This window comes from Streptomyces sp. NPDC050508, from assembly GCF_040655155.1.
Classification (GTDB): Bacteria; Actinomycetota; Actinomycetes; order Streptomycetales; family Streptomycetaceae; genus Streptomyces.
In genome coordinates this window covers 78890-104894 of record NZ_JBFAJJ010000016.1, presented here as the reverse complement: position 1 = coordinate 104894, position 26005 = coordinate 78890, and the positions used below count along the sequence as shown (strand labels likewise).

Below are 26005 nucleotides of genomic sequence, written 5' to 3'. Positions count from 1 at the left end.
TCGGTTCACCTTTTTCCGGTGCTGGTGGAACAGGAGTGCAGCCCGGCCTCGTCGAGCGCCTCGGACAGGCCGAGCAGCGCGGACGGGTCCTCCAGGGGGAGCAGCGGGGGGCGTACGTGCCCTCCGGGCTGCCCGAGCAGCCGCATGGCGGCTTTGAGCTGCGAGGTGGGTGAGGCGAACCGTGAGCTGTAGTCGTCGTTGACGAGCAGGTTCACCAGTCGTTCGTAGCGTGCGGACCATTCCCGGGCCCGGTCGAGGTCACCGGCCCAGTAGGCCTCGTAGAAGGGGACGGCGAAGCGGGCGCCGAGGCCGCCGCCGTCGATGTTTCCGGCGCCGCCGAACTCGGCCATTACGGCCATGCCCCGGCGGTGGATGAAGCGGCCGAAGACCTGGACCTTCCCGGCCAGGGCGGCGCAGGTGTCCGCGACCTTCAACTCGTCGCCGGAGCTGTCCTTGACGGCTACCACCGTGTCCAACTCGGCCAGCCTGACGAGGGTGTCGACCGTGATGTCCACGGCGGTGCCGCGCGGCCAGTTGTAGACCATGAGGGGCAGGTCGACCGCCCCGGCGAGGGTGGCGTAGAAGGCGTGGATCTCGTCCTGGCTGGGGTGGACGTAGGGCGGAGGGGTGGTGAGGATGCCGTCCGCGCCGATCGAGCGGGCGTGCTCGCCGTACCGTGCGGACTCGGCGGCGGTGTACGCGCCGCAGCCGATCACCACCGGTATCTGTCCGGAGAGTTCGGCGACTGCGATCTCCGCGACCCGGCGGCGCTCCTCGGGGGTCTGGCTGAACCACTCGCCGGTCGTGCCGTTCACCAGGACTCCGTGCACTCCGTGCTCCGCGTACAGCCCGAGCAGTGCGCGCCAGGCGTCCTCGTCGAGGGAGCCGTCGGCGGCGAAGGGAGTGGGTGCGGCCGGCCAGTAGCCGCGCCAGGGGACGGCGACCGAGGTGTTCATGGTGAGCTCCGATCGAGTGTCAGTCCCGTCAGGACGTCACCTGGTGGGACCACTCTGTGGGATCGATTGCACAGCACCGTGACATCGGCCGGAGGGGACGGTCAACCTCGTTCTGGCCGGAAACTGCTGGCGAAACGCATTGTTTACGCCACCGACTCGACCACGTCTGACATGATGGCGATCACGGCTCGGCGCGTGAGAAGAGTCGTATGGGATCGATTTCATGATCGGGGGTGGGCCGGTGGCCGTCACCTTGGACCAGGTGGCCGAGGCGGCAGGGGTCTCCAAGAGCACGGCCTCGCGGGTGCTCAGCGGCTCCAGCCGGGTCAGTGCGCAGACGAAGCGCGCGGTGCAGTCCGCCGCGGAACGCCTCGGCTATCGCCCCAACCGGATCGCCAGCGGACTGCGCACCAGGCGCAGCAACCTCGTCGGGCTGGTGATAACCAACCTGGTGAACGCCTCGTTCCACCTCATCACCGAGGTGCTCCAGCAACGGCTGGACGAGCGCGGCTACCAGGTGCTGCTGTGTGTCACCGACTCGGACCCGGAGCGTGAACGCCGTTACCTGGACGTGCTGTTGGACCATCGCGTCGACGGCCTGATCATCGTGGGAACCGGCGAGAACACCGCGACGGTCCGGGAGGTGAGCGCGGCCGGCATCCCCGTGGTCAACCTGATGCGCACACCCGACAGCGCCCCCGGCGACTCCGTGATGGCCAGCGACCGGGACGGTGCCGAACTGGCCGTCCGTCATCTGCTCGACCTCGGGCACCGGAACATCGCCTTCATCGGCGGCCCGCCCCGCGTCGACTCCGGACGCGACCGTTACGCCGGATTCGCCGCGGCCCTGGCCACCGTCGGACTCGAACCCGATCCCGCCCTGTGCGCGCGTGGTCCGTACACCGTGCCGTTCGGCGCGGAGGCGGCCATGCGGCTGATGGCCGCGGACAGCCCGCCCACCGCGCTGTACAGCGCCAACCACGAAGCGACGTTCGGGGTGCTCGGAGCCCTGGTGCAGCTCGGGGTCCGGGTGCCGGAACAGCTCTCTCTCGTGTGCCACGAGGAGGCGCCCTGGTTCCCGTACTGGCACCCGCCGATCACCGTCGTCGACAACGGAGCCCGCGACCTCGGCGAACTCGCCGCGGAGCAACTGCTGCGCCGCATGGACAGCCGCCCCGACAACGGCGACCCCGGCCCGGAGGACGTCGGCCGGCTCATCCGCGTCGGCTCCCGGCTGGTGGTACGGAGTTCGACCACGGCCCCGACGTCGTGATCTCGGAGTCCGGTCACTTCACGAAGCGGTACTTCAGGTGGGTGGCGAGGGGCGTCTCGACCACCCTGACCTGCTCGACGCGCTGCGGCCCGGTGCCCGGTCCTTCGAAGAGCCGTAGTCCCGCTCCGAGGAGGGCGGGCACCACATGCAGCTGGAGTTCGTCGATGAGTCCCTCCCCGAGGTACTGCTGAACCGTGCTCGCGCCGCCCGCGATGTCGACGTTCCTCTGGCCGGCGGCGGCCTTCGCCCGGTGCAGGGCGCTGTGGATGCCGTCGGTGACGAAGGTGAAGGTGGTTCCGCCCTGCTTGACGAGGGTCGGCCGGGGGTGGTGGGTGAGGACGAAGACCGGGGCCCGGAACGGTGGGTTGTCGCCCCAGAACTCCTCGCCGGTGTCGTACATCATCCGGCCCATGACCACCGCTCCGGTGGCGTCGAACCACTCGCGCATCAGCTCGGAGTCACGGTTCTCCGCCCCGCCGGTCAGGCCCTGGCGCTCCCGCCAGCTCGCCAGGTTGTGGATCCACTCGAAGAGCGGCTCGGCGCCGTGGCCGCCCGGGTTGTCGACGGTCACGCCGGTGCCGGCGATGAAGCCGTCGAGGGAGATGGCCATATCCGCGGTCACGGTCACGGTCACGATGGGGTGCTCCTGATTCGTGGGGGTGCTGTCTTCACTCTCACGTCGATCGGGAGCCGACGCATTCGACACGCCTCGGCGTGACCGCGGCGCGTCACTTGCCGTGACGGGTGGGGAGACGACGCGCGAGCGAGGGGGAGTCGAGTGCGGAGGGCGCCGCCGCGCAGGGTGCGAAACGCGCTGCTCGATCGTGGAGTCCGCAGATCCGGATGGCAGGTCCTCGCCGTCTGTTCACTATGCGGCTTTGCCCCTGGATCGGTGAATCGGCCGGAGGGCTGGGGGTAGCGCCCAGGTGTGGTGTGACGGTGGCTCAGATCGGTCCGGCGCGTATGACGTAGGAGACGGCGTGGGCACGGTTGCGTGTCCGCATGCGCTTCATCGCGCCGTAGAGGATGTACCTCACCGCGTGAGGATCCGATGGGAACGTCGAGCCGATATCCACGAAGCGTTCCTCGAAGTCGCCTGCTGCCTCATGGTTTACCGGCAGTACAAGTCGCTTTGTCAGCCGTCGACTTCGGCTGGAGCTGCCGGTATTACTTTCACGCCGGCCTCGTGCAGGGCCATACAGGTCGCGTCGTCTTCCGATGCGTTGGTGATCACCGCGTCCAGGTCCTCGGGGCCACATATCTTCACCATGCCGGTTCCTGGGAATTTGCTCTTGTCGGCCAGGAGCACCACCTTGTCGCCGGCGGCAATCATGGCGCGGCGGGCGGGCACCTCGGCCACGGTGGTGTCCATGACCTGGCCCCCGGGGCGGAGGCCGCAAGCACCCATGAACAACCAGTCGGCGCGAACTTGACGAAGGTTGTCCTCCGCCATGAAACCGTCCAGCATGCGTGACTCCCGGATGACCATGCCCCCGAGCAGCATCAGGTCGATGTTCTCGTCGCCGATGAGCTCGTCATACACGGCGAGGTTGTTGGTGATGATGGTGAGTCGGCGACCGTGCAGTTGAAGTGCCAGCCGGTGGACCGTCGTGCCACTGTCGAGAATGACCGACTGGCCGTCCTCGATCATCGTGGCCGCTTGCGCGGCAATGGCGTCTTTCTCTGCCACCAGAAGCCCGGCGGCATCGTTGAAGGGAGCTCGCTCCTCGTCGATGATCGCTCCACCATGGACACGGGTGAGCAGCCCGCCTGCCTCCAGCTTGAGGAGGTCACGACGGATGGTCGCCGCGCTGGACTCAAGCTGCTCGGCGAGGTCGGCCACGGAGACGGTGCCGCCGGAACGCAGGGCCTGCAAGATGAGTTGATGTCGTCGTTCAGCCAGCACGCAACGGGACATTACACGCTTCCGACAAGCGCAACCTGCCTACGTCTGGCCGCAGTTGACGACTGCTTGGGCATCCGCGGCGGTGCCGCCCTTGCGCTGGCCGCCCACCCCCCGGGGGGGGGCCGGTCGAATCGACCTGTTTGAAGGCAGCCCAGGTCGCCGGGCGTCGACGTAGGCCGTGAAATGTCGTCAGGGGCGCGGGTATGTCCGCGAACAGTGCCTCTACTCCAGCTGTAGATCGTGTTCTCGCCGACGAGTGCCATGTGCCAGTGGAATCAATCTGGCCGTTCCTGCCGGAGCCGATGCGTCGGCACTCGGCCAAGCCCCAGGAAGGACAGAGCGGGCCACTCCGGGAAGCACAAGCACCGGCCCCCCTTCCTCTTTTCCTTCGGGGCGAGATATCCCTTGAGGAGGCGTTCGGCCTGCATAATCCGGGACGGAGTCACCATGAACGATGGTCTGTTACCCACATCCACGGGAGATGAGGGCGCTGCCGTAGGAGGGGAAGAGCTGAGCGCGGCGGACGGCGGCTGGTATGTCGACACGCGCTGTACGAACTGCGACGTCGCGCGTCAGCTTGCCCCTGAACTGATACGCGAGGTTGCCGGCCGCTCCGAGATGATCCGGCAGCCGCGGAACAGGGCGGAGGCTCGGCGACTGCACGCCGCCGCGTTCGCCTGCCCTGTCCGGTCGATCCGCCATTCCGCCGGTCCGCTCGACAGTGCCCTGGATCCCTTCCCTTTGGCCCTGGACGACGATGTTCACCTGTGCGGGCACAACTCTCCTCGCACGGCTGGAGCCAACTCCTACCTGCTGCGTCGCCCTTCCGGCACCATGATGATGATCGATACGCCACGCTGGAGCAGCACGCTGGCTGCGCGGTACGAGGAACTGGGTCCCGTCAGCGATGTCCTGCTCACTCATCGGGATCATGCCGCTCACGGCCTGCGCTACGCCGAACGCTTCGGCGCCCGGCTGTGGATTCACGCGGGTGACCTCGACGCCGAGCCGGATGCCGACCAAGTCCTGCGCGGCACGGACCCGGTGGAGATCGGTGAGGGTGTGACAGCGCACCCGTTCCCGGGCCACACCCGGGGCAGCGTGCTCTATGTCGCCGACGAGCGGTACTGCTTCAGCGGCGACAGCCTGTACTGGTCGCGTACAACAGCCGATCTGGAAGTGGCCGAGAGCGTCACTTGGTACTCCATCGCGGAGTTGGGCGCTTCCTTGGCACGAAGTGCCGACCGACTCCACTTCGAGTGGCTCCTGCCGGGACACGGCGACCGCAAGCGGCTCCCCGCCCCGGAGATGAGCAGCCGAATGAAGCGGCTTACGGACCGCGTCCAGAGGCTTCAGCCCAGGCCTATCGATTTCACCGCTATGCGCTATTAGCCGCTATGCCCTGTTAGTTGGTCTCCGTCGACAACCTGACGGGTCCCATGAACGAGACCGGGTCAAGACACCGGCATCGCCGGACGCGTTGCTTTTTGGTAGCGCGGGCACCGCCGACGAACATGCCCGGCAACATGCTTCAGGTGTCCTGATTCCGCTGACCCGCAAGGAGATGCAGCTTCTCTTCACCACGCGCGTCGGGTGGGGAGGCTGAATCGACAGGCAGGCTGTGCCGGCAGCCCCTCCACGACGACCGATCGTTTCGTTTCCTTACCGCATGTCGCGCGCGGCGAGCCGGTTGGTGATCTCGGTCTTGACCGTCTCGTGCAGTTCGTCCGACGTGAAGCCGAGGTTGCGCAGGATCCGCGCGGCCGGGCTCTCCTCGACGCGGATCAGGCCGAGAAGCGTGTGTTCCGTGCCGACCCAGTCGTGGCCGAGATCGGCCGCCGCGCGGCGCGCCTGCTCGATGGACTCCTTGCTCTCCGGTCGGAACGCGATGTGCCCCCGCAGCACCTTCTCCCCGGTCGGCGGCAACGCTTCCTCGATCGCGTCGCGGACACGCTGCTCCGACTCGGTTTTCGCCACCAGCACCTCGTACGCCAGCCCCTGCGGTTCGCCGAGCAGGCCGAGCAGGAGGTGTTCGGTGCCGATGGAGTCGTGCCTGTGCGTCCGGGCGGCCTCCTGCGCGAGCACGATGCTGTGCCGGTTCAGGTTCGTGTACCGCTCGAAGGGACCGGGTGCGTGGCGTTGTTGAGCGGCCTGTTTGGACACCCCGATGGCGTCGCCGATCTCGGTCCACGACGCGCCGGTCTGCTTGGCCTTGCTGACGTAGTGGTCGATGAGCTGGTCACCGAGGTCGGACAGGGTCTGGGCGCGCAGTCGTGCTTCGCTGATGCGGGCCAGTGCGTTGGTGTCGGGGAGCTCCTCGTCGAGGCGGGCGATCAGGTCGGCGAGGCTGATGTCGAGTGGGCTCATGCGTCAATCTTAAGTTGACGATCCTCGATCGTCAATCTGTAATTGACGCCCGTTTCGGGTGGGCTCCCCAGTTCGTGCGACGGGTCGGGCATGCCGGAACGTGGGACGCCGTTGCTGTCTGTCCGCCCGGGCGGTAGTAGATATCCCGGTCGAGTGGCCATCAGCTGGGCCCCTGCGTCGTCGAGGTGGCGAACCAGGCTCGGGGCAAGCGTGTCCGTGATCATCCGAGTGAAGTGGTCGAGGATGCAGGGGAGTTGCTTGTCCTCATACTCGATCCAGTCCGCAAGGGCATCGGCAATGTTCAGTATCGCCCCGCCCGTCGGCCTCACGCCTGGGTCTCCAACGCCACCTCACTCAGGGCGAATTGCGCGGGGGAGACGTGTTCTTCACCCTCCGGATTCGCCGTGAGATCCGATGGCATCCACCAAGCCTCTCTCACCCTCGGCGGAAGCATGATCTGCTGACGCCGGCTCAAGAGCAGCCGTCCGTGACACCGGCACCACAACGGCCAACTACAGCGACGTCTTCCGTTCGTCGGTCTTGAGAGCGCGGAGCGTCCAAAGTCCGTAGAGAGCCAGCAGAGGTTTGACGGGCATCCACTCACCAGGGCGGTAGTCATCCGCCCGCACGAGCCGCTCGGCAAGATCGGGCCGCTGTCGCTGCAAGTACGCGCGGGCCTTCAGGGCATGGGCCGGTTGGGAGGCGATCTTGATGCGGTCGACGTCCTCAAGGAGCGGGATCACATTGGTGATGTTCTCCCATGTCGTCACGCTCTCGTCTTCGAGGAGTACGGTGCCGTCGAACCCGAGCACCAACTGCGCGTAGTCGGCCATCAACTGAGCCTCCGTGACGCCACCGGTGGTCGAACCGCCGCTGAAGATCACGCGAGTGCCATGCACACTGCCGGCGCTGACGGAGCGAATTCCGGCACGGACTCGCCAGCGGTTGATGAAGTTCGCCGGAGCCTCGGGATTCCGGTATCCCAGCACGACCACAGCCTCGGAGGAGCCCGCACGATTCCCCACGAGAGCCCGGGACCAGCACCAGTTCAACCACTCGCCCCAGGCCAGAGCTGCCGCCCCCGCTATGACAACGGCTGTCCTTCGTCGCATGCGGCGACTCTAGGGCACCTCGGTATCGGACAGTGAAGAGACCGGCCACGCCGCGAACGGCACCCTCGCTGGTGTGATCCGGCGGTCCGAAACCGGCGGTGAAATCGCCGTTGCCGTATACGGCGCGGAGGTCGAGGATCCCTTCGGCACCAAGGATCCCCACCTCCAACGTCCTTTCACACAACAGCCGTTGTCCTGACTGAAGGGCTCGTGTTCCACTAATCTCCATTCACCACATCCATCACCCGCTATCGGGCGGGCGGGCATCATCGGGGGAGATGCGTGTATGAGGCCCTGGGTTTTGAGAAACTCCTCGACGCGGACGGATTCTTCGCACGCCTGTTAGGGCGGTCGCCGTCGGGTGCCGACCGCAAGCCGTTGTACGGCCCTGACCTGCCCGTGGTGCTGCTCACCGGCGGCCCGGGGATGGGCAAGGGACGGCTGCTGCGGGCGGTGCACGACCGTTTCGCCCGCCACGTTCCCGTGATCCGTCTGGACTGCGCCTCACCGGTGTACGCGGACCGCGCCGGGCCGGAGCCCGGTGCCCGCTCGGCGGTGACCGAGGCCCTGGTCGAGGCCGCCCTGCTGCTGCACACCTGGCGGGGAACGGGCGGCGCGTTCACCTTCCCGCGGTTCTTCGCGGGCCTGGCGGTGATCGCGACCGGCGTCGCGGGCGGCACCGGTGAGGCGATCAGGACAGAGGTCGAGCGGTACGAGGAGCTGATCCAGCAGCCGCGCCTGCGCGGTCTGGGGGCGCGCGACTTCTGGCGCGGCGCGCTCCTCGGGGCCGTACGGAAAATGCTGGAGGTCCTGGCCGGACAGACGCTCGGCCCGTACGGGGCCGCCGCGCTCACCGCGCTGCTCGACGCCCTCTTCGAGCGCCTGACACCCCGGGGCGAGGCGGAACTGACGCGGATCTACGGCGAGTATCCCGGCGCGGCCGGCCAGCCCAAGCACGGGCTGCGCAGGCTCGCCGCCGACTTCCGGACCGGCGGCGAGCGGCGGGAGGACGCGGAGCGCTTCCTGTTCCGGGCGCTGCGCGAGGATCTGGAGGCGGCGTACGTGGGTCTGGGAGGCTGGCTGGGCCGGGTCGGCCGCCCGGGACTGCTGCTGGACCACGCCGAAGAACCGCTGGGCGAGCGGCTGTTGCGCGCCGTGCTCACCGACCGCCGGGACGGGCAGCGCGACCGCGTGGTGATCGTGGGCACGGCACGCCGGGCGGACGGCGGCGCCTTCCTGCACGGGGGTCTGCCACCGAGGGAGGTGGCGGCGTTCCGGCCCGCCGACGGGGTGCCGGCCACCTGGTCCCGCCGCAGGGACCGGGAGGGGGACCGGGGCCCGCTGTCCGCCGGGGTGCTCATCCTGCGGATGCCCTTCCTCAGCGGCGACCAGCTCCGCCGGGCGACCGAGCAGATACAGCTGGACGCGGAGCGGGAGGGCGGTGCGCATCGCCGCCGTATCACCGCCGCCGTGGCCCAACTGAGCGGCGGACGGCCGCACACGGTGATCCGGCTGGCCACCGCCGCCGCCGACCACCGGATGGACACGGACGCCAACGACCGGGCCATCCTGGACGCCACGCTGCACCACCCGGACGGCACCCCCGAGCAACCGGTGACGGACGTACTGCTTCAGGAGCTGATCCTCGACCAGCTGCCGGTGCGGCTTCCGGACGAACATCATGACCAGTGGCTGGATCTCCTCACCCATCTGTCCGTGGCCCACGACCCGGAGTGCGCGGACGTCCTGCTGCGCCATCACCAGGCAGGCCGTGTCCTGCGCCTGACGGCAGATGAGGTCGCGCGGCTGCTCAACGACACCGGGTGGCCCAGTTGCAAGCGGCACTTCATCGGGGACTTCGGCCTGCGCCAGCTGCTGGTGCATCGGCTGTACGGGCTGGAGCGCGACGGTGCCGCCTGGTACGCCGACCACCATCTGCTGCGCGACCACTACGCCGGGAGCGAGCCGAGCGGCGGTGCGTTCCACTCGGCGACGACCCACCAGATGAACCACCACCTCGTCTCCGGCGGCGTCGACGACGTGGTCCGCCACCTCGCCGCCACCCTCCCCGGCCGCCCCCGTCAGTGGTGCGAGGAACTGCTGGAGATCGCCCAGGCGCCCTATCCGGGTGGGGCGGACGAGCGCCGCAAGCGCGCCCAGGGTCTGGTACGGGTGGACGGGCAGCCGCTGCGCCGCACCGTCGACCAACTGCTGCACGCCGTATGGCTGTGCGAGGAGCGCACCAGGCCGACCGGGGGCGAAATGGCCCGCACGCTGGAGCAGTTGCTGAGGCAGCTGTCGACCATGGACTTCGACGGCGCCGGAGAACTCGGCCCGACAGCCACCGAGTGGAGCCAACTGGCCGCGAACGAGCAGCCGTTGCTCCGCTGCGACTGCACCGATCAGCTCGGCCGAAGGAGGTAACGGGGATGCCCAGCTGGATACCCAGGTGGAACAGACTGCCCAGATGGGGAAAGATCCTCTACGCGCTGGCGGGCGTGGCCGTGCTCGTGACCGTCGGCGTGTACGGCATGCGCACCATCGGGAAGCCGGACACCTGCCACCACGGCATCGAGAAGGTCGGCGGCGAGTGCATCGGCGTCGACGGCGCGGGCTACGACTTCGGCACACCGGAGATCAGCGCAGTGGCGAAGGCCATCTCGGTCGAGAACAAGAGGATCGCGAACCAGCCCCATGTCACCGTGGCGATGATGCTGCCCCTCCAGTCGGACACGGCGGGGCTGCGGCGGCAGATGCGCAGCGACCTCCAGGGCGCGTATCTGGGACAGCGCCAGGCCAACTCCGGTGAGGGCCAAGTGCCCAAGATCCGGCTGGTGTTGGCCAACCCCGGGCAGAACTACGGGCATCAGGACAAGGTCGTCAGCACCCTGCTCGACATGGCCCAGTCCGACAAGGACAAGCTGCGAGCCGTCACCGGCTTCAACCTCACCCTCGACGCCACCGAGAAGGCCGTAGAACGTCTGACGGAGAACGGTGTCCCGGTGCTCGCCTCCCGGATCAGCGGAGACGGGATCGCGAACGTCGACGGGAAGAAGCAACGATTCCCCGGCCTGGCCCGGATCATCCCCACCAACGGCAACGCGGCCGAGGCCCTGGCCAACTTCAACGGCGAGCGGGGCCGGCGGAACGCCAGGACGGTGCTGGTCTACGACACCCGCCCGGACGCCTACGACGAGTCGCTGGCGAACGCGTTCCGGGGGATCAAGGAGACGGGTCCGGCCGGTCCCGCCGATATGACCTTCGAATCCCCGGGGATCGACGAGGCCGGCTCGACCGGCAGCCAGTTCGAGCAGATCGCCAACAACATCTGCGGTTCTGCGGCCGACACCGTCTACTTCGCGGGGCGCACGCTGCACCTGCGGATCTTCGCGCTCACACTCGCCAGGCAGACGTGCGCGAACCGGCACTTCACCCTGGTCAGCGGCTCCGACGCCGCCTCGCTGCGGCAGGCCATGTCCGAGAAGGACTGGGCGCAGCTGCGCGGCGAGGGCGGCGTGGCGAAGGTGACGGTCCAGTACGCGGCCCCCGCGCACCCGGCCGCCTGGGACACCGAACTGGCCGCCTGGACCAAGCGGTGGAAGGCGACCCACGACCGCGAGCCCACCGCGAACGAACTCCCCCAGTACCTCACGGAGCCCAAAGCGGCCCTGGACGCCCTCGGCGACCTGATCAGGAGCACGAGCAAGGCGGGCACGGACCTCGGCTCCACCCCGAACCTGGAGGACTCCCGCACCATGCTCGTCTACGACGGCCTCGTCACCATCGGCACGGCCCTGCACGAGGTACAGGGCAACGACGCCAAACAGGCGCCCGGCCTCGCGGACGTCCGTCAGGAGTGGTCGAAACTCCAGTCGGTGCACCGGGTGAGGGGCACGAGCGGCCTGATCTGCCTGACGAGCGGCGGAAATCCGTACGACAAGCCGGTCGCGGTGGTCGAACTGAACCCGGGCCGGAGCGCGGGCGGGACCCTGAAGTTCGTCGGCCTGGGGTGGCCCACCGGCAAGGAACAGCCGAAGAACTGCGTGATCCCGAGCGGCACTTCCTGAGACGGCCGAGACGGCCCGGCGGCTGCCATGATCGTGACTTGGGCGGAGGGGAAGCAGATGGGTGCCGCCGAGATCGGCTGGCTCGACGCGACCGCGCCGGCGGAGCTGATCCGCACGCGCCAGGTCTCCGCGGTGGAAGTCGTACAGCAGCGTCTGGAGCGCATCGACGGGATCGACCCCCGGCTCAACTCCGTCGTCACGGTCCTGGCCGATCAGGCGCTCGCTGCCGCAGGCGCGGCCGATGAGGCGGTGGCGGCGGTGGCACACGACGCGACCACGGTCGCGCGCATGCGAGCGGCCGGCGGCCTTGTCCTGGCCAAGACCAGTCTGTCCGAGTTCTCCTACTGGACCGAGACGGACAACCTCCTCGTTGGGCGCGCGGACAACCCGAGTCCGTTCGCTGGACCAGGATTTGGTCATGGGGTACCGGTGGGAAGAGTGAGCGGTATGACGGACTCAGCAGACCTGGCGCTGGCACACCGCCTGGCCGATCAGGCAGACGAGATCGCCCGGCGCTACTTCCGTGCACCTCACCTGGGCACCGAGGACAAGGACGACGGAAGCCCGGTCACCGAGGCGGACCGCGCGATTGAACGTGCCCTGCGCGCGTCGATCCGTACGGAACATCCCAGCGACGCGTTCGTTGGTGAGGAGTTCGGTGCCCACGGGCGCAGCAGTCGCCGATGGATCATGGATGCCATCGACGGCACTGCGAGCTTCATCGCGGGCGAGCCGGAATGGAGCACCCTCATCGCCCTGGAAGAACACGGTGTCGTGACCCTGGGCATGGTCTCCGCCCCCGCACTCGGGCGTCGCTGGTGGGCAATGCCAGGGACGGGAGCCTGGATGGGGCCATGCCCGTTTGATCCCTCAGTGCTGCCGCGTCGTCTGATTCTCGTGGCAGGAGGCAACGCCAAGGATGCTGCCATCGGAATCTGGCCTCCACCGCCCCGCCTGAGCGAAACCGAACGCGCGATTGCCGCGCGGCTGGCAGCCGGCACCGCAACCGTGCTCCCCGCGCTCGACTGGTCGACAGCGGACCCCACCGCTCCGCCACCCCGCAAGCCATCTACCGGATCCGGCAGCTGCCACGGAGCCCTCCTGGTCGCGACAGGAAAGGTCGACGCCTTCCTCCTGCTCGGCGCCGGCCCCTGGGACATTGCCGCGGTGATCCCCATCGTCGAGGAAGCCGGTGGCACCTTCAGCGACCTCTCCGGCCAGCGGCGAACCGACACAGGCGCAGCACTATTCGCTGGACCAGGCCTCCACCAACAGCTCCTGAACATGGCCAAATCCCCCAACTGACCCGCACGCCCCCTTTCTTGTCGGTCAGTTGGACTCGCGTCACGCGAGAAGACCTACCGCTCCAGGTGCCACCCCGAGGGGAGTTCGAGGGCGCCGCAGAGCCCCAGTGCTGCGAAGCGGATCGCCGTCGATCAGGGGCAACTATCCAACGTTCCGCGACCTCCCGGACGAGCACTGGATCCACTTGGATCGGAGCGAACTCGCCAAGTACCCCGCCCCGTTGGCAGCATGACCACCCTGAGCCGGTCCCCGGAAAGGTAGCCGCCGTGTCCGATCTCGACAGCCAAGTTCCCTACTGGGACGTGGCCGCGGCCACGAAGACATTCACCCACCCGCTCCATATGCCCTGGCTGGACGGGATCAGCAGGGCAGCCGCGATTCTCGACTACGGATGCGGCTACGGCCGCACGATGGAAGAACTCGCCCAGCACGGTTTCGACAACCTGACGGGCGCCGACACCTCACCGGAAATGATCAAACGAGCCCGACAGCGGCAACCCACCATGCCCTTCATCACCCTGAACACACCAGCGTCCTGGCCCTCCCCGAACGCCGACTTCGACGCGGTCCTGCTCTTCGCCGTGCTGACCTGCGTCCCCGGCGACGAAGCCCAACACCGGTTGATCGCCGAGCTGCACCGCATCCTCAAGCCCGGCGGACTCCTCTACATCAGCGACGTTCTACTACAGAACGACGAACGCAGCCGTAGTCGCTACGACCGCTACGCCACCCTCTACGACAGCTACGGCGTGTTCGACACCGACGACGGTGCCGTATGCCGCCACCACTCCCGCGAGTGGCTCACCACCCTGCTCACCAGCTTCGAGAACATCAGCACCCGGACCATGACAGTTGCCACGATGAACGGCCATGAGTCAACGGGCATCCAGATTCTTGCCCGCAAGCCCACCGGGACATGAATGCAGCTCAGTTGCCCACACGTAGGGGCGCGACGGCGTACTCGCCGCGAAGATCGCAGCCTGCTTCCCGCTGAGCGAGGCCGCCGATGCAATGGGGCCGGCGGAGTCTTCCAGCCGTACCCCTCGTCATGTCCGGCGCCTCCGTCCTCCGAGAGGCCGCCCGGGTGGCGGGCGGCCTCCCGCGTGGCGCGGGCTCAGCCGTTCGGCCCGGCCGGGGTCGTGGTCGTCTTGAAGCCCTCGGTCTTGTTGGCCTGGACGGCGAAGTCATTGGTGAACGTCTTGCCGAGGTCCACCGACCCCTTCACGTTGCCGACCAGCTTCTCCGTCGCCAGGGAGGTCTTGGGACCGCCGGCCGGCATGAGGCCGTCCGGGAGGAACTGTCCCTTGTCCTCGTTCAGGGCCGCGATGTAGTCGGCCTTGGTCACCAGTTGGTTCGACACGAACGACGCCGGGAGCTTGTTCGCGATGTCGGCCGCGCTGTGGGTGTTGATCCAGTGCATGGTGGCGACGAGCGCGTCGACGACCTTCTGCACCGTGGCCTTGTGCGAGTCCACCCAGTCGGTGCGGGCGAGCACACTGGCGGCGGGATAGGCGCCGCCCATCGCCGCCGTGGCGCCGTTGGTGGTGGCCAGGTCGATCGCGGAGGCGCCGACGCCCTTCTTCTGGATCGCGGCCACCGTCGGCTGCGTCGTCATCACGCAGTCGACCTTGCCGTTCTGCAGCGCGGCGATGGCGGTGGATCCCGAGCCGACTCCGATCCGGTGGAACTGGCTGGTCTTTATGCCCTTCTTGGCGGCCAGGAACTGGGTGAGGGTGTCGGTGCCCGACCCCAGGTCGGTGACGCCGAGGGTCTTTCCCTTGAAGTCGGCGGCCGAGTGGACTTTCGACTTGGTGGTGCACATCTCGCGCTCGCCCGGTGCGCCGGAGAGCTGGATGACGTCCTCGACGGCCTTGCCCTTGGCCTGGAACTCGATCGTGTGGTTGTACCAGGCGCCCGCCATGTCCACCTGGCCCGAGGCCATGGCTTCCTCGGCGCCCACGCCGCCGTCCTGCTCGGTGCTCAACTGGACGTTGACGCCGTACTTCTTGTAGAAGCCGAGTTGCTGGGCGAGCTGGTAGGGCAGGTAGATCTGCTTGTCGAGGCCGCCGGCCATGAGCTTGATGGTCGGTGTGGAGCCCGAACCGCCGGTTGAGGCCGAGGAGTTGCCGGAACAGGCGCTGACGGCGCCGAGGGCGAGAACGGTGAGGACGGACGCGGCGACGGCGACGGGTCGTCTGGACATGGCTGACCACATTCCTTTGCTGAGGGTTTCTGAGAGGAAGGAGGGGAAGTGCGGGAACGTCAGAGGGAGTTGGCCTCGGTAGGCGCCGGCGGGCGCCAGGACAGCAGCCGGTGTTCGAGCTTGCCGATCAGCCACTCGGCGCCGAGGACGATGACCGAGATGACGAGCATCGTGGCGAACACGCCGTTGGGGTCGAAGTTGTTCTGTGCGGTCTTGATGACCAGGCCGAGGCCGCTCTGCGCGCCGAGCACCTCGCCGACCAGCGCGCCGACGATGGCGAAGCCGAAGGCGCTGTGCAGGCTGGCGATGATCCAGGTGAGTGCGGACGGCACGGTGACGTGCCGGATGATCTGCAGCTGCGAGGCGCCGAGGACCCTGGTGTTGGCGAGGATGTTGCGGTCGACCTCGCGGACGCCCTGGAAGGCGTTGAAGAAGACGATGAAGAACACCAGCACCGCGGCGAGCAGGATCTTCGGCAGTACGCCGATGCCGAACGCGACGATGAAGATCGAGCCGAGGACGATACGCGGGATCGCGTTGACCATCTTGATGTAGGGACCGAGAACGTCGGCGAGGAAGCGGCTCTGGCCGAGCGCGACGCCGAAGATCACTCCGGTGACGGCCCCGAGAGCGAAGCCGACGAGCGCCTCCTGAATCGTTGTCCAGATGTTCGAGTAGAAGGACCCGAACTCGGTGCCGTGCCGGAAGAGGTCGACCAGCCGCTTGGCGATGCCGGACGGCTGCCCGAAGAAGAACGGGTCGACGATCCCCCAGGCGGTGAAGGCCTGCCAGCCACCGAGGACGAAGACCGCGAGCCCGACGCGACCGGCCCACACCAGCGCGGTGCGCCGCCGGACGGCGCTCCTGGCGGTGGCCGCGGCCGAGACCTGGGAGCCGTTCGCGGCCGGGGCGGTGGAAACAGTGGACGTCGTACTCATGCCGTACCTCCTGCGGTGCGTGCGTAGGCGCGCTCCACCTCCTCGCGCAGGCAGTCCCAGATCTGGTGCTGGAGTTCGATGAAGCGGGGCTGGAAGCGGATCTCCTGGACCGCGCCGCGCGGGCGCGGCAGGTCGATGTCGAAGACCGCCTTGACCGAGCCGGGGCTGGACGTCATGACAACGACCCGGTCGGCGAGCGCCACGGCCTCGTCGAGGTCGTGGGTGATGAAGATGACCGACGGACGGATCTGCTCCCACAAGCCGAGGAGCTCGGTCGACATGATCGCCTTGGTCTGCACGTCCAGGGCGCCGAACGGCTCGTCCATGATCAGGATCTTGGGTTCGTTGATCAGCGCCGCGGCCATCGCCACGCGCTTGCGCATGCCGCCGGAGAGCTGGTGCGGGTAGCGGTCCTCGAACCCCGTCAGGCCCACCCGGCGCAACCAGTCGCGTGCCGAGGCCTGGGCCTTCTGCTTGGGCACCCGGCGGAAGACGGGGCCCATCAGGACGTTGCCGAGGACCGTCTTCCAGGGCAGCAGCGCATCGGTCTGGAACATGAAGCTGACGCCGTCGGTGACGCCGTCCACCTCACGGCCGCCGACTTTGACCGAGCCCTCGCTGGGCCGGTCGAGCCCGGACACCATGCTCAGCGTCGTCGACTTGCCGCAGCCGGTCGGGCCCACCACCGCACAGAACTGGCCCGGCTCCACGGTGAACGAAACGTCCTGCAGTGCCGTGAACACCTCACCCGCAGGAGTCAGAAATCGTTTGGTGAGTCCTGAAATCTCGACTCGCGCGCTGTCCCGGCCGATCTTCTCGGCGCCGGGACTCGTCGCGACATCGTTGCGCGAAGCCATCTGAGGCGGTCTCCCTTCCTAACCTCGGAGGTCGAGGAAGGCAGACGCTAAAGGCCGCCCGGTATTACGTCGCTGTTTCAGACGTATCTCGCGTTAGTCGTGTTAACAGGGGTTCTGCTCGTTCTGCTCAGCAGGCCGAGGGGTGGGCAGAACGTCCTCGGTGGGACACAATCACGCCACCACGGGTACGGCGAAGGGGCCGGGCCCGGCAGCACGACAAAGGCAAAGACACCTGTGACGCCCATCCGTATCCGGATCGGCCGCGGCGGGACGGGGAGGCTCTCCGCGCGGATCCTGGCCAACCAGCTGGCCATCCTGGCCCTCACCGGAGCCATCGGCTTCGTACTGTTCGCATTCGCCCAGCGGGCCGAGATCGACCGTGCCTACGAGCAGCGGGCACTGGACATCGCGCAGACCACGGCCGCCGATCCGCAGATCCGGCAGGCCATGGCACACGGGGGCGGCGACGCCATCGTGCAGACCGTCGCCGAACGGATGCGGAAGGCGTCCGGGGCGTCGTACGTGGTCGTGATCGACCTGCACGGCGTCCGCCACTCGCACCCCGACCCGGCGCTGATCGGCGAACCGGTGGGCGATCCGATCGTGGTCCTGGACGGCCGTTCCCATGTCGGCTCCGACCAGGGTGCGACCGGGCGGTCCGCCAACGGCAAGGCTCCGCTGAAGGGGCCCACGGGCAAACTGGTCGGCGAAGTGTCGGCCGGCATCCCGGAACGCGATGTGCTCGGCGAGCTGTGGCGGGAGCTGCCCACCTTCGGCCTGTACAGCGCGATCGCCGTCGCGCTCGGCTCGGCTGCCGCGTTCCTGCTGGCCAGACGGCTGAAGCGGTCCACCTTCGGGCTGGAACTGGAGGAGATCGCCGGACTGTTCCAGGATCGCGAGGCCATGCTCCACGGCATCCGGGAGGGCGTGATCGCCTTCGCTCCCGACGGCCGGATCACCGTGGTCAACGACGAGGCCCGCACTCTGCTCGGCCTGGGTACGGCGCTCGGTAGCCGGCTCGACGAGGTGTTGCCCGACGGGCGGCTGCGCCGCGCCCTGGACGGCACCCTGACCGGCACCGACCTCAGCGTGCTGACCGACGACCACTGCCTGGTGGTCAACCGGATGCCGGTGACGCTGCACGGCCGCGAACTGGGCGCGGTGGTCACCGTGCGCGACCGCACCGAGCTGATCGGGCTGCTGCGCGAACTGGACTCGGTGCGCGGGCTGACCGACGCCCTGCGCGCCCAGCAGCACGAGTTCACCAACCGCATGCACACCGTGGCCGGGCTGCTGGACATCGGTGACCACGACGCCGCCTTCGAGTACGCCGTGGAGTCGGCCGGCGCCGACCAGGCGCTGACCGAGTCCGTGCGCGAACGGATCGGCAACGCGCTGCTCGTGGGGCTGATCGTCGCCAAGACCACGGTGGCCGCGGAACGCGGGGTACGGATGGTGCTCAGTGAGGACTCCGCGCTCGGCGAGGACCCGCCGCATCTGCGCCGGCTGCTGACCATCGTCGGCAACCTGCTGGACAACGCGATCGACGCGGCCTCCGGGGGACCGCACCCGGCGGGTGGCCGGGAGGTGCTGCTCTCGCTGGTCGAGGCCGTCGACCTGGTGATGGTGCGGGTCGCCGACAGCGGTCCGGGGATTCCGCCGGGCGCCACCGAGTCGATCTTCGAGGACGGCTGGTCGACCCGGCCCGACCGGGGCACCGCCCGGCGTGGGCTGGGCCTGGCCCTCGTCCACCGGCTGACCCAGCGGCACGGCGGGACGATCACGGTCAGCGAGGGGCCGGGCGCGGTCTTCACCGTCGTACTGCCCCTGCCGGACGCCACTCCCGTACCACGCGACGCACAGTTCACAACGGCCTCGCCGACAAGAGGTGACCGCGGATGATCCGGACCCTGGTGGTGGACGACGACTTCCGCGTCAGCCACATCCACTGCGACTACGCGTCCCGCATCGAGGACTTCGAGGTGGTCGGCCGGGCGGCGACTGTGGCCGAGACGCTGGACGCGGTGCGCACCCTCCACCCCGACCTGCTGCTGCTCGACGTCTTCCTGCCCGACGGCAGCGGACTCGACGTGCTGCGGCGGCTCAGCTCGGACGAGGGCGGCGCCCGCCCCGACGTCATCATGATCACCGCCGACCGGGACATCACCTCGGTACGGACCGCCATGAAGCTCGGCGCCGTGGGCTACCTGGTCAAGCCGTTCGGCTCCGCCGACCTGGCCGAACGGCTCACCGCCTACCGCGAACTCCAGCACCGCGTAGCCGCGTTGGGCCTCGCCCCACGCACCGACCAGGCCGACGTGGACGCCCTCTTCAGCGCCGCCCGGCCACCGGCCGTCCCCCGCGTCCCCGCCAAGGGGCACTCCGCACCGACCCTCGCCCTCCTGCACCAGGTCCTGCGCACTGCCCACGACCCCCTGTCCGCAGCCCAGGCAGCCGAACTCACCGGCGTCTCCCGCGCCACGGCCCAGCGGTATCTCTCCTACCTCGTACGGGAGGGCATGGTCCGGCTCGAACTCCGCTACGGGGCAACCGGCCGTCCCGAACACCGCTACCGGATCGCTCGGTGAGCCTTTGGGGTGAGCCGCTGCACGTGGGAAAGGAAATCCGCTGTGCGAAGGTTCCGTCCCCGTGGCGGAGCACTGCACAGGGCTGACACTGATCAGCACGCCTGACCTGCAAGAACGGCTGAATCGGCAAGGGCCGTCAAGATCCTCTACCACGTCTGGGCGGGCGCCGGCAGGTCGGCCGCGGCCAAGCGTGAGGTGTCCCGCGCCCGGATCCGGACCGGCCGCACCCATGCCTTCGGCCTGCTGTGCGACGGCGTACTGACCGTCAAGATCGCCGCCTGCTTCCCGCTGACCGAGGCCGCCGGTGCGATGGGGCCGGCGGAGTCCGGAGTCTTCCAGCCGTACTGCCGTCCGCGAAATCAACCGACGACCGGCCAACGGGCCACGCCTACGAACGTGACGGCCGGTACATTCCCGACATCCGCAGTATCTGACATAGCGTCAGGCGAAGCGGTGAACTGAACGGCCCATGCGGCTACTTCGGTCCTGCCGCACTGCCTGACGTGACACCGGGTCCGCGCACGAACACCTCGCTCACGCCCCACGCCGGACGGATGGTGGGTCGGCTCACTCTTTCCCGGCTCGGGCGAGTGCCTCTTCGGCCTGCGTGACGAGGGAGTTGACGAGGTCCGTTGCGGACGGCAGGTCATTGATGAGGTCGACGGCTTCGCCTGCCCATACAGGCAGAGGCGGTATCTCGCCCTGTGACAGGGCGACTTGGTAGGCCTGTCGGGCGTGGGGGTCGGCGGCGAGTTCGGACTCGCGGCCGCGCCATTCGTCGAGGAACGGGTGGCCGAGGGTGCGCGCGGTGTATTTCGACGGCCAGGGGGAGCTTCGGGCGATGTCGAGGATCCTGTTGCGCTCGGTGTCTCCGCCGTGTCCCTCGATGATGGCTGTGGTGGTCGAGGGGCTGACCAGCGCTTCGGTGGTGGCCTGGAAGCGGGTGCCGATGACTGCTCCGGCGGCTCCCAGGGCGAGAGCGGCGGCCAGGCCGCGACCGTCGGCGATGCCTCCGGCGGCGAGCACGGGCACCGGAGCGGCCAGATCCACGACGACCGGCACGAACGGCAGCGTGGAGCGACCATGCCGTGCGCCGTGCCCGCCGCTCTCCGATCCCTGGGCCACGATGACGTCGGCGCCCAGGTCCACCGCTCGCCTGGCTTCCTCCAGATCGGTGACCTGAATGATCAGTGCCGTACCCGACCGGCGAATTCGTTCGGCGAACGGGCTCGGATCCCCGAAGGACAGCATCACCGCGCCGGGTTTCTGCTCCAGCGCGTGCTCAATCGCGTCGACATCGATCTGCCAGGTGAGGAAGCCGATTCCCCATGGCTTCGTGGTGTTCGCGGTGACGATTGCCAACTCCCGGGCCAGCCACTCGCGGTCCCCGTTGGCACTGCCCAGCAGCCCGAGTCCACCCCCGCGGGAGACGGCTGCGGTCAGCGCACCTCCGGCCGACCCGCCCATCGGTGCCAATGCGATCGGGTGTTGCACTCCGAATAGCTTCGTGAACGCTGTCGACAAGGCCATAGCCCCCATCATCGCCATTGCTTGCGTGCGGGGACCACAACTGACCACGCAGAACGCGTCGTTGTGGACTCGGTCGAGCTGGTCGTCGCAGGCTCTCAACGAGTGGATGTCAGTGGCTCCGTGAACAGCGGTGGGTGACACCGCCGTCGTGAAGGCGGTACTGCGGACCGGAGTCGCCCCGGGGTGAGCAGACAGTGAGGGCGCCACGCCGCTCTACGCGGCCTCCATGAACGGGGAAGCCGCCATCGCCCGCCTGCTCCTGGCGGCCGGCGCTGCTCCCAACACCGAACGCCGAGAGCAGCGGAATCGGTACAGAGGGCATGCCGTTGTGCGCAGCCGCATGCCGGGGGCACAGCGAGACAGTCCGCGAGCTGTTGGCACACGGCGCCGATCCGGACCTGCGGGAAGATCACGGCACCGGCTGGTCCCCGCTGGAGTGGGCGAACAACGGTACCCATCCCGAGAAGGGGACCGTGACGGTCCCAGGCCAACGTGCCCGGGACCGTCCGCCACTTCTCCACGGCTCACCGCCCCGTAGCGCAGGACGAAGCGCGCGGACGAGGCACGCAGACGAGCCGCGCTCATGCCGCCTCCGCGCTGCAGCGACCGGAGACCACGCCGACGAATCAGTTGAACAGTCGGCGCAGGAGTGTCAGCCGATGGGCTCCGACATGGGCCGGACGTCGTAGGCGAGGCTGATGGTGTCGCCGCCCGCCGGGTCGGCCAGTTCGACGCGCCAGCCGTCCGCGAACTGGTCGACGCCCGGGGCCATGGGGATGGTCCCGGAGATCAAGACAGTCCCGGGGATCAGCTCGCCGCGGGAACGCAGGACGTCAACCCAGTAGGCAGGGGTGAGGAGTTCGGCGAGTGTGCCTGCCTGGATCTCGGTCTCGGTGCCGGAGTGGCTGACCCAGGCGCGCAGGGTGAGTTCGTCGAGCCGGGCCTCCACGTCGGCCAGGCGCCAGGCGCGGCGAGCGAGGACGTCGGGTCCCGCGTTCTTGCTCCACGCCACCCCGTGCACCTCCAGGTCGCGGTCGGTGTGGTCGCAGGCGGCAGTGAGCAGCAGCTCCCCGCCCTCCGCGACGACCAGCGCCCACTCGGCCTCGCCGGAGGTGCGGCCGTGCTGGACCGCGACCCGGGCGGTCTGCTGGGCGAGGTAGGGGGAGACGGGGTAGAGCGCCGGCGTCACGGACGGGCCCGGCACGCCCAGCTCGGCGAGCTCCGCGACGTGCGCGGCGACATCGTCCTGGCTGCGCCCGGCGTACCCGGCGTTGAGGACCTGGACGACATCGACCTCGCGCGTCGATCCGTCGGGCAGTTCGAAGGTCAGCACGGCCATGAGGTCACTCCAGGGATCGGGGAACAGTCAACGGGCAAGGGGGAAGCAGGCCCGCGGAACCTGATTTCTCCGCGGTTAACTTCCGGCGCAGGGCTTGCGCATACGACCTGTATACAAGAAGTATGCCGGAAGGTCGATGTCCCCGAGCAAGGATGGGTCCCATGCACGACACCCCGAAGAGCGACGCCGTCGCCCCGCGGAGCGACACCGACGCCGCGCGAAGTGACACCGCGGACAAGCGCTCCGGCGTCCGCCGCGCCTTCGTCGCGAGCCTCACCGGCACGGCCCTGGAGTGGTACGACTTCGCCGTCTACTCCGCCGCCGCGGCCCTGGTCTTCGGCGATCTCTTCTTCCCCTCCGAGGACCCGCTCACCGGCACACTCCTCGCGTTCTCCACCTACGCGGTCGGCTACCTCTCCCGCCCCCTCGGCGGCTTCGTCTTCGGCCGGCTCGGTGACGTGATCGGCCGCAAGAAGGTACTGATCGCCACCCTCGTCCTGATCGGCGTGGCCACCTTCCTGATCGGCCTGCTGCCCGCCTACGGCACGATCGGCGTGGCCGCGCCGATCGCCCTGGTCGTGCTGCGCTTCGCCCAGGGCGTCGGCGTCGGCGGCGAGTGGGGCGGCGCCGTACTGCTGTCCAGCGAGTTCGGCGATCCGCGCCGCCGGGGCTTCTACGCCTCCGCCGCACAGGTGGGCCCGCCCGCGGGCAACCTGCTCGCCAACGGTGTGCTCGCCGCCCTCGGCGCCCTGCTGACCGAGGCGCAGTTCGAGTCGTGGGGCTGGCGGGTGGCGTTCCTGCTGTCCGGCGTCCTGGTCGCCTTCGGGCTGTGGATCCGGGCCAAGCTGGAGGAGACCCCGGTCTTCAAGGCGATGCAAGCCGAACAGCCCCGCCCCCAGACCCCCGTCCGCGAGGTCTTCACCACCCAGCCCCGCGCCCTCACCGCCGCGATCCTGTGCCGCGTCGGCCCCGACGTCCTCTACGCGATGTTCACCGTCTTCGTACTGACCTACGCCACCCAGGAACTCGACATGTCCCGTGGCTCCGCCCTCGCCGCCGTCCTCATCGGCTCCTCGGTCCAGGTCTTCCTGATGCCCCTCGCCGGCGCCCTCTCCGACCGCGTCAACCGCCGCCTGCTCTACGGCATTTCAGCGGTCGCCGCCGCGGTGTGGCCGTTCGTCTTCTTCCCGATGGCCGCCGGCGGCTCCTGGCTGCCGCTCGCCGCCGGAGTCCTCGTCGCCCTGGTAATCCACTGCTGCCTCTACGGCCCGCAGGCCGCCTTCATCGCCGAACAGTTCTCGCCCCGGCTGCGCTACACCGGCTCCTCACTGGCCTACACCCTGGCCGGGATCATCGGCGGCGCCATCGCCCCGCTCCTGTTCACCACCCTCCTGAGCGCCTACGACAGCTGGGTACCGCTGGCCCTCTACATCGCCCTCGCCTCCGCGATCTCCCTGGTCGGCGTCCTCCTGGGCCGCAACCCCGAGGCCGCCGTCGACGAGGACGAACAACTCGCCGCGCCGAAGACCCCGGCCACGGCAGACCTCCCCCTGTCGCACTGACAACAACAGCCGCAGAACCCCGACGCCGAGAAGAAGGAGGCACCACCCATGCGGATCGCCCTCAGCCAACTCACCACAGGCCCGGACCCCGAGAAGAACCTGCGCCTCATCGAGGAGTGGACACGCCGCGCCGCCGACTCCGGAGCCCGTGCCGTCGTCTTCCCGGAAGCATCGATGGCCTGCTTCGGCACGCCACTGGCCCCGCTCGCCCAACCCCTCGACGGACCGTGGGCCGACGGCGTCCGCGAGATCGCCCGGGAGACCGGCACGGTCGTCGTGGCCGGCATGTTCACCCCGGCCGACAAGGGACGGGTGGTCAACACCCTGCTGGCGACCGGACCCGGCGTCGAGGAGTCGTACGACAAAATCCATCTCTACGACGCCTTCGGCTTCCGCGAGTCCGAGACCGTGGCCCCAGGTTCCCGTACCGCCGTGATCGACGTGGACGGCGTCCGGCTGGGCCTGGCCACCTGCTACGACGTCCGCTTCCCGGAGTTGTTCCGGGCGCATGCCGACGCGGGGGCGGTGGGCACCCTGCTGGCGGCCTCCTGGGGCGCGGGCCCCGGCAAGCTCGACCAGTGGCAACTGCTGGTGCGGGCCCGCGCGTTGGACGCCACCGTCTGGGTCGCCGCCGTCGGCCAGGCCGATCCCGGCACCGGCCCGGGCCCGGTGCCGACCGGCATCGGACACAGCCTGGTGGTCGGCCCCGACGGGACCGTACGAGCATCCCTCGGCGCCGAGCCGGAGCTGCTCGTGACGGACCTGGACGTCGACGAGGTCGGCGCGGTCCGCGAGAAGACGTCCGTACTGGCGAACCGGCGGCCGGAGGTGTGGCGATGAGCGGGCCCGAGCTGGAGTTCCACCACCCCGACGGGCCCTGGCGCACCCCGGCCGGCGCCGGACCCGGCGTCGAGGAGTGCGTCCTGGCCGAGGACCCCGACAGCGGCCGGCGCACCGCGCTGGTCCGCTGGGCGCCGGGCACCGACACCTCGGACGCGGGCGTGGCCCGGCACGACGTATGGGAGGAGGTCTACCTCATCGAGGGAGCGCTGCACGACCTGACGCTGGAGCGCACCTTCACCGCGGGCATGTACGCCTGCCGTCCGCCGGGCATGCCGCACGGGCCCTGGATCTCGCCGGACGGCGTGACCATGCTCGTGATCACCTACCCCTGATCCCGGCGGGCAGGGGAGTGTCCCTCGGTGGCGGGGGACGCGCGCCAGAGCCCTGCCCCTCCACCGCCGCCTCAGGCGTCGAGCAGCACCTTGAGGGTCGACTGCAGATGGTGGTCGATGGCCGCGCACGCCGCCTGCGCGTCACCGGCGGCCAGGGCGTCCACGATGGCCTCGTGCTCGTCGAGCACCGCCTTCTGCCGGCCCTGCTGGTTGAAGACCGCGACCACTCCGGCGCGGACCTGGCGACTGCGCAGGCCGTCGTAGTGCCGGTCCAGAAGGGTGTTGCCGACGGCCGACACCAGGGACGCGTGGAAGCGGTGGTCGACGGCGATGAACTCCCGGGTCTCCTCGGCGCCGGTGAGCGCGCGCTGCTGTTCCAGCAGGGAGCGCAGCTCCTCCAGAGGCACCCGCCCGGCCGCGACGAGCCGCTCGGCCGCGTACCGCTCGACCATGCCGCGCAGCTCCATCAACTCCCGGACCTCACGCCCCGTCAGAGGTGCCACCCGGGCACCGCGCTTGGGCACGAGCTCGACCAGATCCTCCGCGGCGAGCATCAGCAGCGCCTCCCGGATGGGAGTGCGGGAGACACCGATACGATCGGCGAGCTCCTGCTCCGACAGGAAAGCCCCCTGCATCTCAGGATCCGTGAGCACCGTGTCCTTGAGATACGCGTACGCCTTCTCCCGACCGGACGCCACGGCAACCCCCAGACATCGCATACAGTTTGTATACCGACGCTACCACGCGCATTCCCGCACAACACCGGGCCGCCAGCTCCCGGCCATACCCGCGCCCACCACGAGGAATCCCGCCTCCCCGCCCAGTGC

Annotated in this window: 22 protein-coding genes and 2 pseudogenes; 13 read left to right on the top strand and 11 right to left on the bottom strand. The window is 69.0% G+C overall.

The window, feature by feature from the left end; all coding sequences use genetic code 11:
• Positions 1 to 5 precede the first annotated feature (5 nt).
• Positions 6 to 956, bottom strand: a complete 951-nt coding sequence (locus AB0I69_RS36485; protein ID WP_363100016.1) for a dihydrodipicolinate synthase family protein — start codon at positions 954 to 956, stop codon at positions 6 to 8.
• Positions 957 to 1197: 241 nt separating this feature from the next.
• Here AB0I69_RS36485 and AB0I69_RS36480 point away from each other — a divergent pair, with 241 nt between their 5' ends.
• Positions 1198 to 2229, top strand: a complete 1032-nt coding sequence (locus tag AB0I69_RS36480) for a LacI family DNA-binding transcriptional regulator (RefSeq protein ID WP_363100015.1) — start codon at positions 1198 to 1200, stop codon at positions 2227 to 2229.
• 13 nt (positions 2230 to 2242) lie between these two features.
• Here AB0I69_RS36480 and AB0I69_RS36475 read toward each other — a convergent pair whose 3' ends face one another.
• Entirely contained in the window at positions 2243 to 2857 is a 615-nt protein-coding gene (locus AB0I69_RS36475; RefSeq protein ID WP_363100148.1) for a dihydrofolate reductase family protein, read from the bottom strand.
• Between the two features lie 409 nt (positions 2858 to 3266).
• Here AB0I69_RS36475 and AB0I69_RS36470 point away from each other — a divergent pair.
• A pseudogene (locus AB0I69_RS36470) lies at positions 3267 to 3362 on the top strand (IS5/IS1182 family transposase); the annotation flags it as partial.
• A gap of 2 nt (positions 3363 to 3364) precedes the next feature.
• On the opposite strand, the gene AB0I69_RS36465 reads toward AB0I69_RS36470, so the two are convergent.
• Positions 3365 to 4135, bottom strand: a complete 771-nt coding sequence (locus AB0I69_RS36465) for a DeoR/GlpR family DNA-binding transcription regulator (RefSeq protein ID WP_363100014.1) — start codon at positions 4133 to 4135, stop codon at positions 3365 to 3367.
• Positions 4136 to 4582: 447 nt separating this feature from the next.
• Here AB0I69_RS36465 and AB0I69_RS36460 point away from each other — a divergent pair, with 447 nt between their 5' ends.
• The gene (locus tag AB0I69_RS36460; RefSeq protein WP_363100013.1) at positions 4583 to 5527 is read left to right on the top strand and encodes an MBL fold metallo-hydrolase; all 945 of its coding nucleotides are present in this window, start codon (positions 4583 to 4585) and stop codon (positions 5525 to 5527) included.
• 270 nt (positions 5528 to 5797) lie between these two features.
• On the opposite strand, the gene AB0I69_RS36455 is transcribed toward AB0I69_RS36460, so the two are convergent.
• Both AB0I69_RS36455 and AB0I69_RS36450 read right to left on the bottom strand, forming a co-directional pair.
• Complete coding sequence (locus AB0I69_RS36455) at positions 5798 to 6502, bottom strand: Clp protease N-terminal domain-containing protein (protein WP_363100012.1); 705 nt, start codon at positions 6500 to 6502, stop codon at positions 5798 to 5800.
• A gap of 512 nt (positions 6503 to 7014) precedes the next feature.
• Complete coding sequence (locus AB0I69_RS36450; RefSeq protein WP_363100011.1) at positions 7015 to 7614, bottom strand: YdcF family protein; 600 nt, start codon at positions 7612 to 7614, stop codon at positions 7015 to 7017.
• Positions 7615 to 7896: 282 nt separating this feature from the next.
• Between AB0I69_RS36450 and AB0I69_RS36445 the strand changes: the two genes are divergently transcribed.
• The 4 genes from AB0I69_RS36445 to AB0I69_RS36430 all read left to right on the top strand — a co-directional run bounded on the left by AB0I69_RS36445 (position 7897) and on the right by AB0I69_RS36430 (position 13906).
• Positions 7897 to 10038 carry a hypothetical protein gene (locus AB0I69_RS36445; RefSeq protein ID WP_363100010.1) on the top strand — a complete coding sequence of 714 codons (2142 nt, stop codon included), beginning with the start codon at positions 7897 to 7899 and terminating at the stop codon, positions 10036 to 10038.
• 5 nt (positions 10039 to 10043) lie between these two features.
• Positions 10044 to 11681, top strand: coding sequence for an ABC transporter substrate-binding protein (locus AB0I69_RS36440; RefSeq protein ID WP_363100009.1), 1638 nt, complete (start codon positions 10044 to 10046; stop codon positions 11679 to 11681).
• A 57-nt stretch (positions 11682 to 11738) separates the two neighbouring features.
• Entirely contained in the window at positions 11739 to 12986 is a 1248-nt protein-coding gene (locus tag AB0I69_RS36435) for an inositol monophosphatase family protein (RefSeq protein WP_363100008.1), read from the top strand.
• A 266-nt stretch (positions 12987 to 13252) separates the two neighbouring features.
• Positions 13253 to 13906: a class I SAM-dependent methyltransferase gene (locus AB0I69_RS36430; protein WP_363100007.1), complete on the top strand. Its 654-nt coding sequence runs from the start codon at positions 13253 to 13255 to the stop codon at positions 13904 to 13906.
• A 194-nt stretch (positions 13907 to 14100) separates the two neighbouring features.
• Here AB0I69_RS36430 and AB0I69_RS36425 read toward each other — a convergent pair whose 3' ends face one another.
• From AB0I69_RS36425 to AB0I69_RS36415, 3 genes are read right to left on the bottom strand one after another with little or no spacing between them, the layout of a single operon-like run.
• Positions 14101 to 15189, bottom strand: a complete 1089-nt coding sequence (locus AB0I69_RS36425) for an ABC transporter substrate-binding protein (protein WP_363100006.1) — start codon at positions 15187 to 15189, stop codon at positions 14101 to 14103.
• Positions 15190 to 15248: 59 nt separating this feature from the next.
• Positions 15249 to 16127, bottom strand: coding sequence for an ABC transporter permease (locus AB0I69_RS36420; protein WP_363100005.1), 879 nt, complete (start codon positions 16125 to 16127; stop codon positions 15249 to 15251).
• Positions 16124 to 16984: an ABC transporter ATP-binding protein gene (locus tag AB0I69_RS36415; RefSeq protein WP_363100004.1), complete on the bottom strand. Its 861-nt coding sequence runs from the start codon at positions 16982 to 16984 to the stop codon at positions 16124 to 16126. The genes AB0I69_RS36420 and AB0I69_RS36415 overlap by 4 nt, the downstream gene beginning before the upstream one ends.
• Before the next feature lie 234 nt (positions 16985 to 17218).
• On the opposite strand from AB0I69_RS36415, the gene AB0I69_RS36410 reads away from it, so the two are divergent.
• Both AB0I69_RS36410 and AB0I69_RS36405 read left to right on the top strand, forming a co-directional pair.
• The gene (locus tag AB0I69_RS36410; protein WP_363100003.1) at positions 17219 to 18886 is read left to right on the top strand and encodes a sensor histidine kinase; all 1668 of its coding nucleotides are present in this window, start codon (positions 17219 to 17221) and stop codon (positions 18884 to 18886) included.
• A complete protein-coding gene (locus AB0I69_RS36405; RefSeq protein ID WP_359616436.1) occupies positions 18883 to 19572 on the top strand; it encodes a response regulator in 690 nt (229 codons plus the stop codon). The genes AB0I69_RS36410 and AB0I69_RS36405 overlap by 4 nt, the downstream gene beginning before the upstream one ends.
• A gap of 567 nt (positions 19573 to 20139) precedes the next feature.
• On the opposite strand, the gene AB0I69_RS36400 is transcribed toward AB0I69_RS36405, so the two are convergent.
• Positions 20140 to 21102, bottom strand: coding sequence for a nitronate monooxygenase (locus tag AB0I69_RS36400; protein WP_363100002.1), 963 nt, complete (start codon positions 21100 to 21102; stop codon positions 20140 to 20142).
• Positions 21103 to 21232: 130 nt separating this feature from the next.
• Between AB0I69_RS36400 and AB0I69_RS36395 the strand changes: the two are divergent.
• A pseudogene (locus tag AB0I69_RS36395) lies at positions 21233 to 21566 on the top strand (ankyrin repeat domain-containing protein); the annotation flags it as partial.
• Between the two features lie 188 nt (positions 21567 to 21754).
• Here AB0I69_RS36395 and AB0I69_RS36390 read toward each other — a convergent pair.
• Positions 21755 to 22441, bottom strand: a complete 687-nt coding sequence (locus tag AB0I69_RS36390; RefSeq protein WP_363100001.1) for a DUF2848 domain-containing protein — start codon at positions 22439 to 22441, stop codon at positions 21755 to 21757.
• A 161-nt stretch (positions 22442 to 22602) separates the two neighbouring features.
• Between AB0I69_RS36390 and AB0I69_RS36385 the strand changes: the two genes are divergently transcribed.
• From AB0I69_RS36385 to AB0I69_RS36375, 3 genes are read left to right on the top strand one after another with little or no spacing between them, the layout of a single operon-like run.
• A complete protein-coding gene (locus tag AB0I69_RS36385; protein ID WP_363100000.1) occupies positions 22603 to 24003 on the top strand; it encodes an MFS transporter in 1401 nt (466 codons plus the stop codon).
• A gap of 48 nt (positions 24004 to 24051) precedes the next feature.
• Positions 24052 to 24843, top strand: coding sequence for a carbon-nitrogen hydrolase family protein (locus AB0I69_RS36380; RefSeq protein WP_363099999.1), 792 nt, complete (start codon positions 24052 to 24054; stop codon positions 24841 to 24843).
• Positions 24840 to 25178, top strand: coding sequence for a cupin domain-containing protein (locus tag AB0I69_RS36375; RefSeq protein WP_363099998.1), 339 nt, complete (start codon positions 24840 to 24842; stop codon positions 25176 to 25178). The genes AB0I69_RS36380 and AB0I69_RS36375 overlap by 4 nt, the downstream gene beginning before the upstream one ends.
• 71 nt (positions 25179 to 25249) lie before the next feature.
• On the opposite strand, the gene AB0I69_RS36370 is transcribed toward AB0I69_RS36375, so the two are convergent.
• Positions 25250 to 25876, bottom strand: coding sequence for a GntR family transcriptional regulator (locus AB0I69_RS36370; RefSeq protein WP_363099997.1), 627 nt, complete (start codon positions 25874 to 25876; stop codon positions 25250 to 25252).
• Positions 25877 to 26005: the final 129 nt, after the last annotated feature.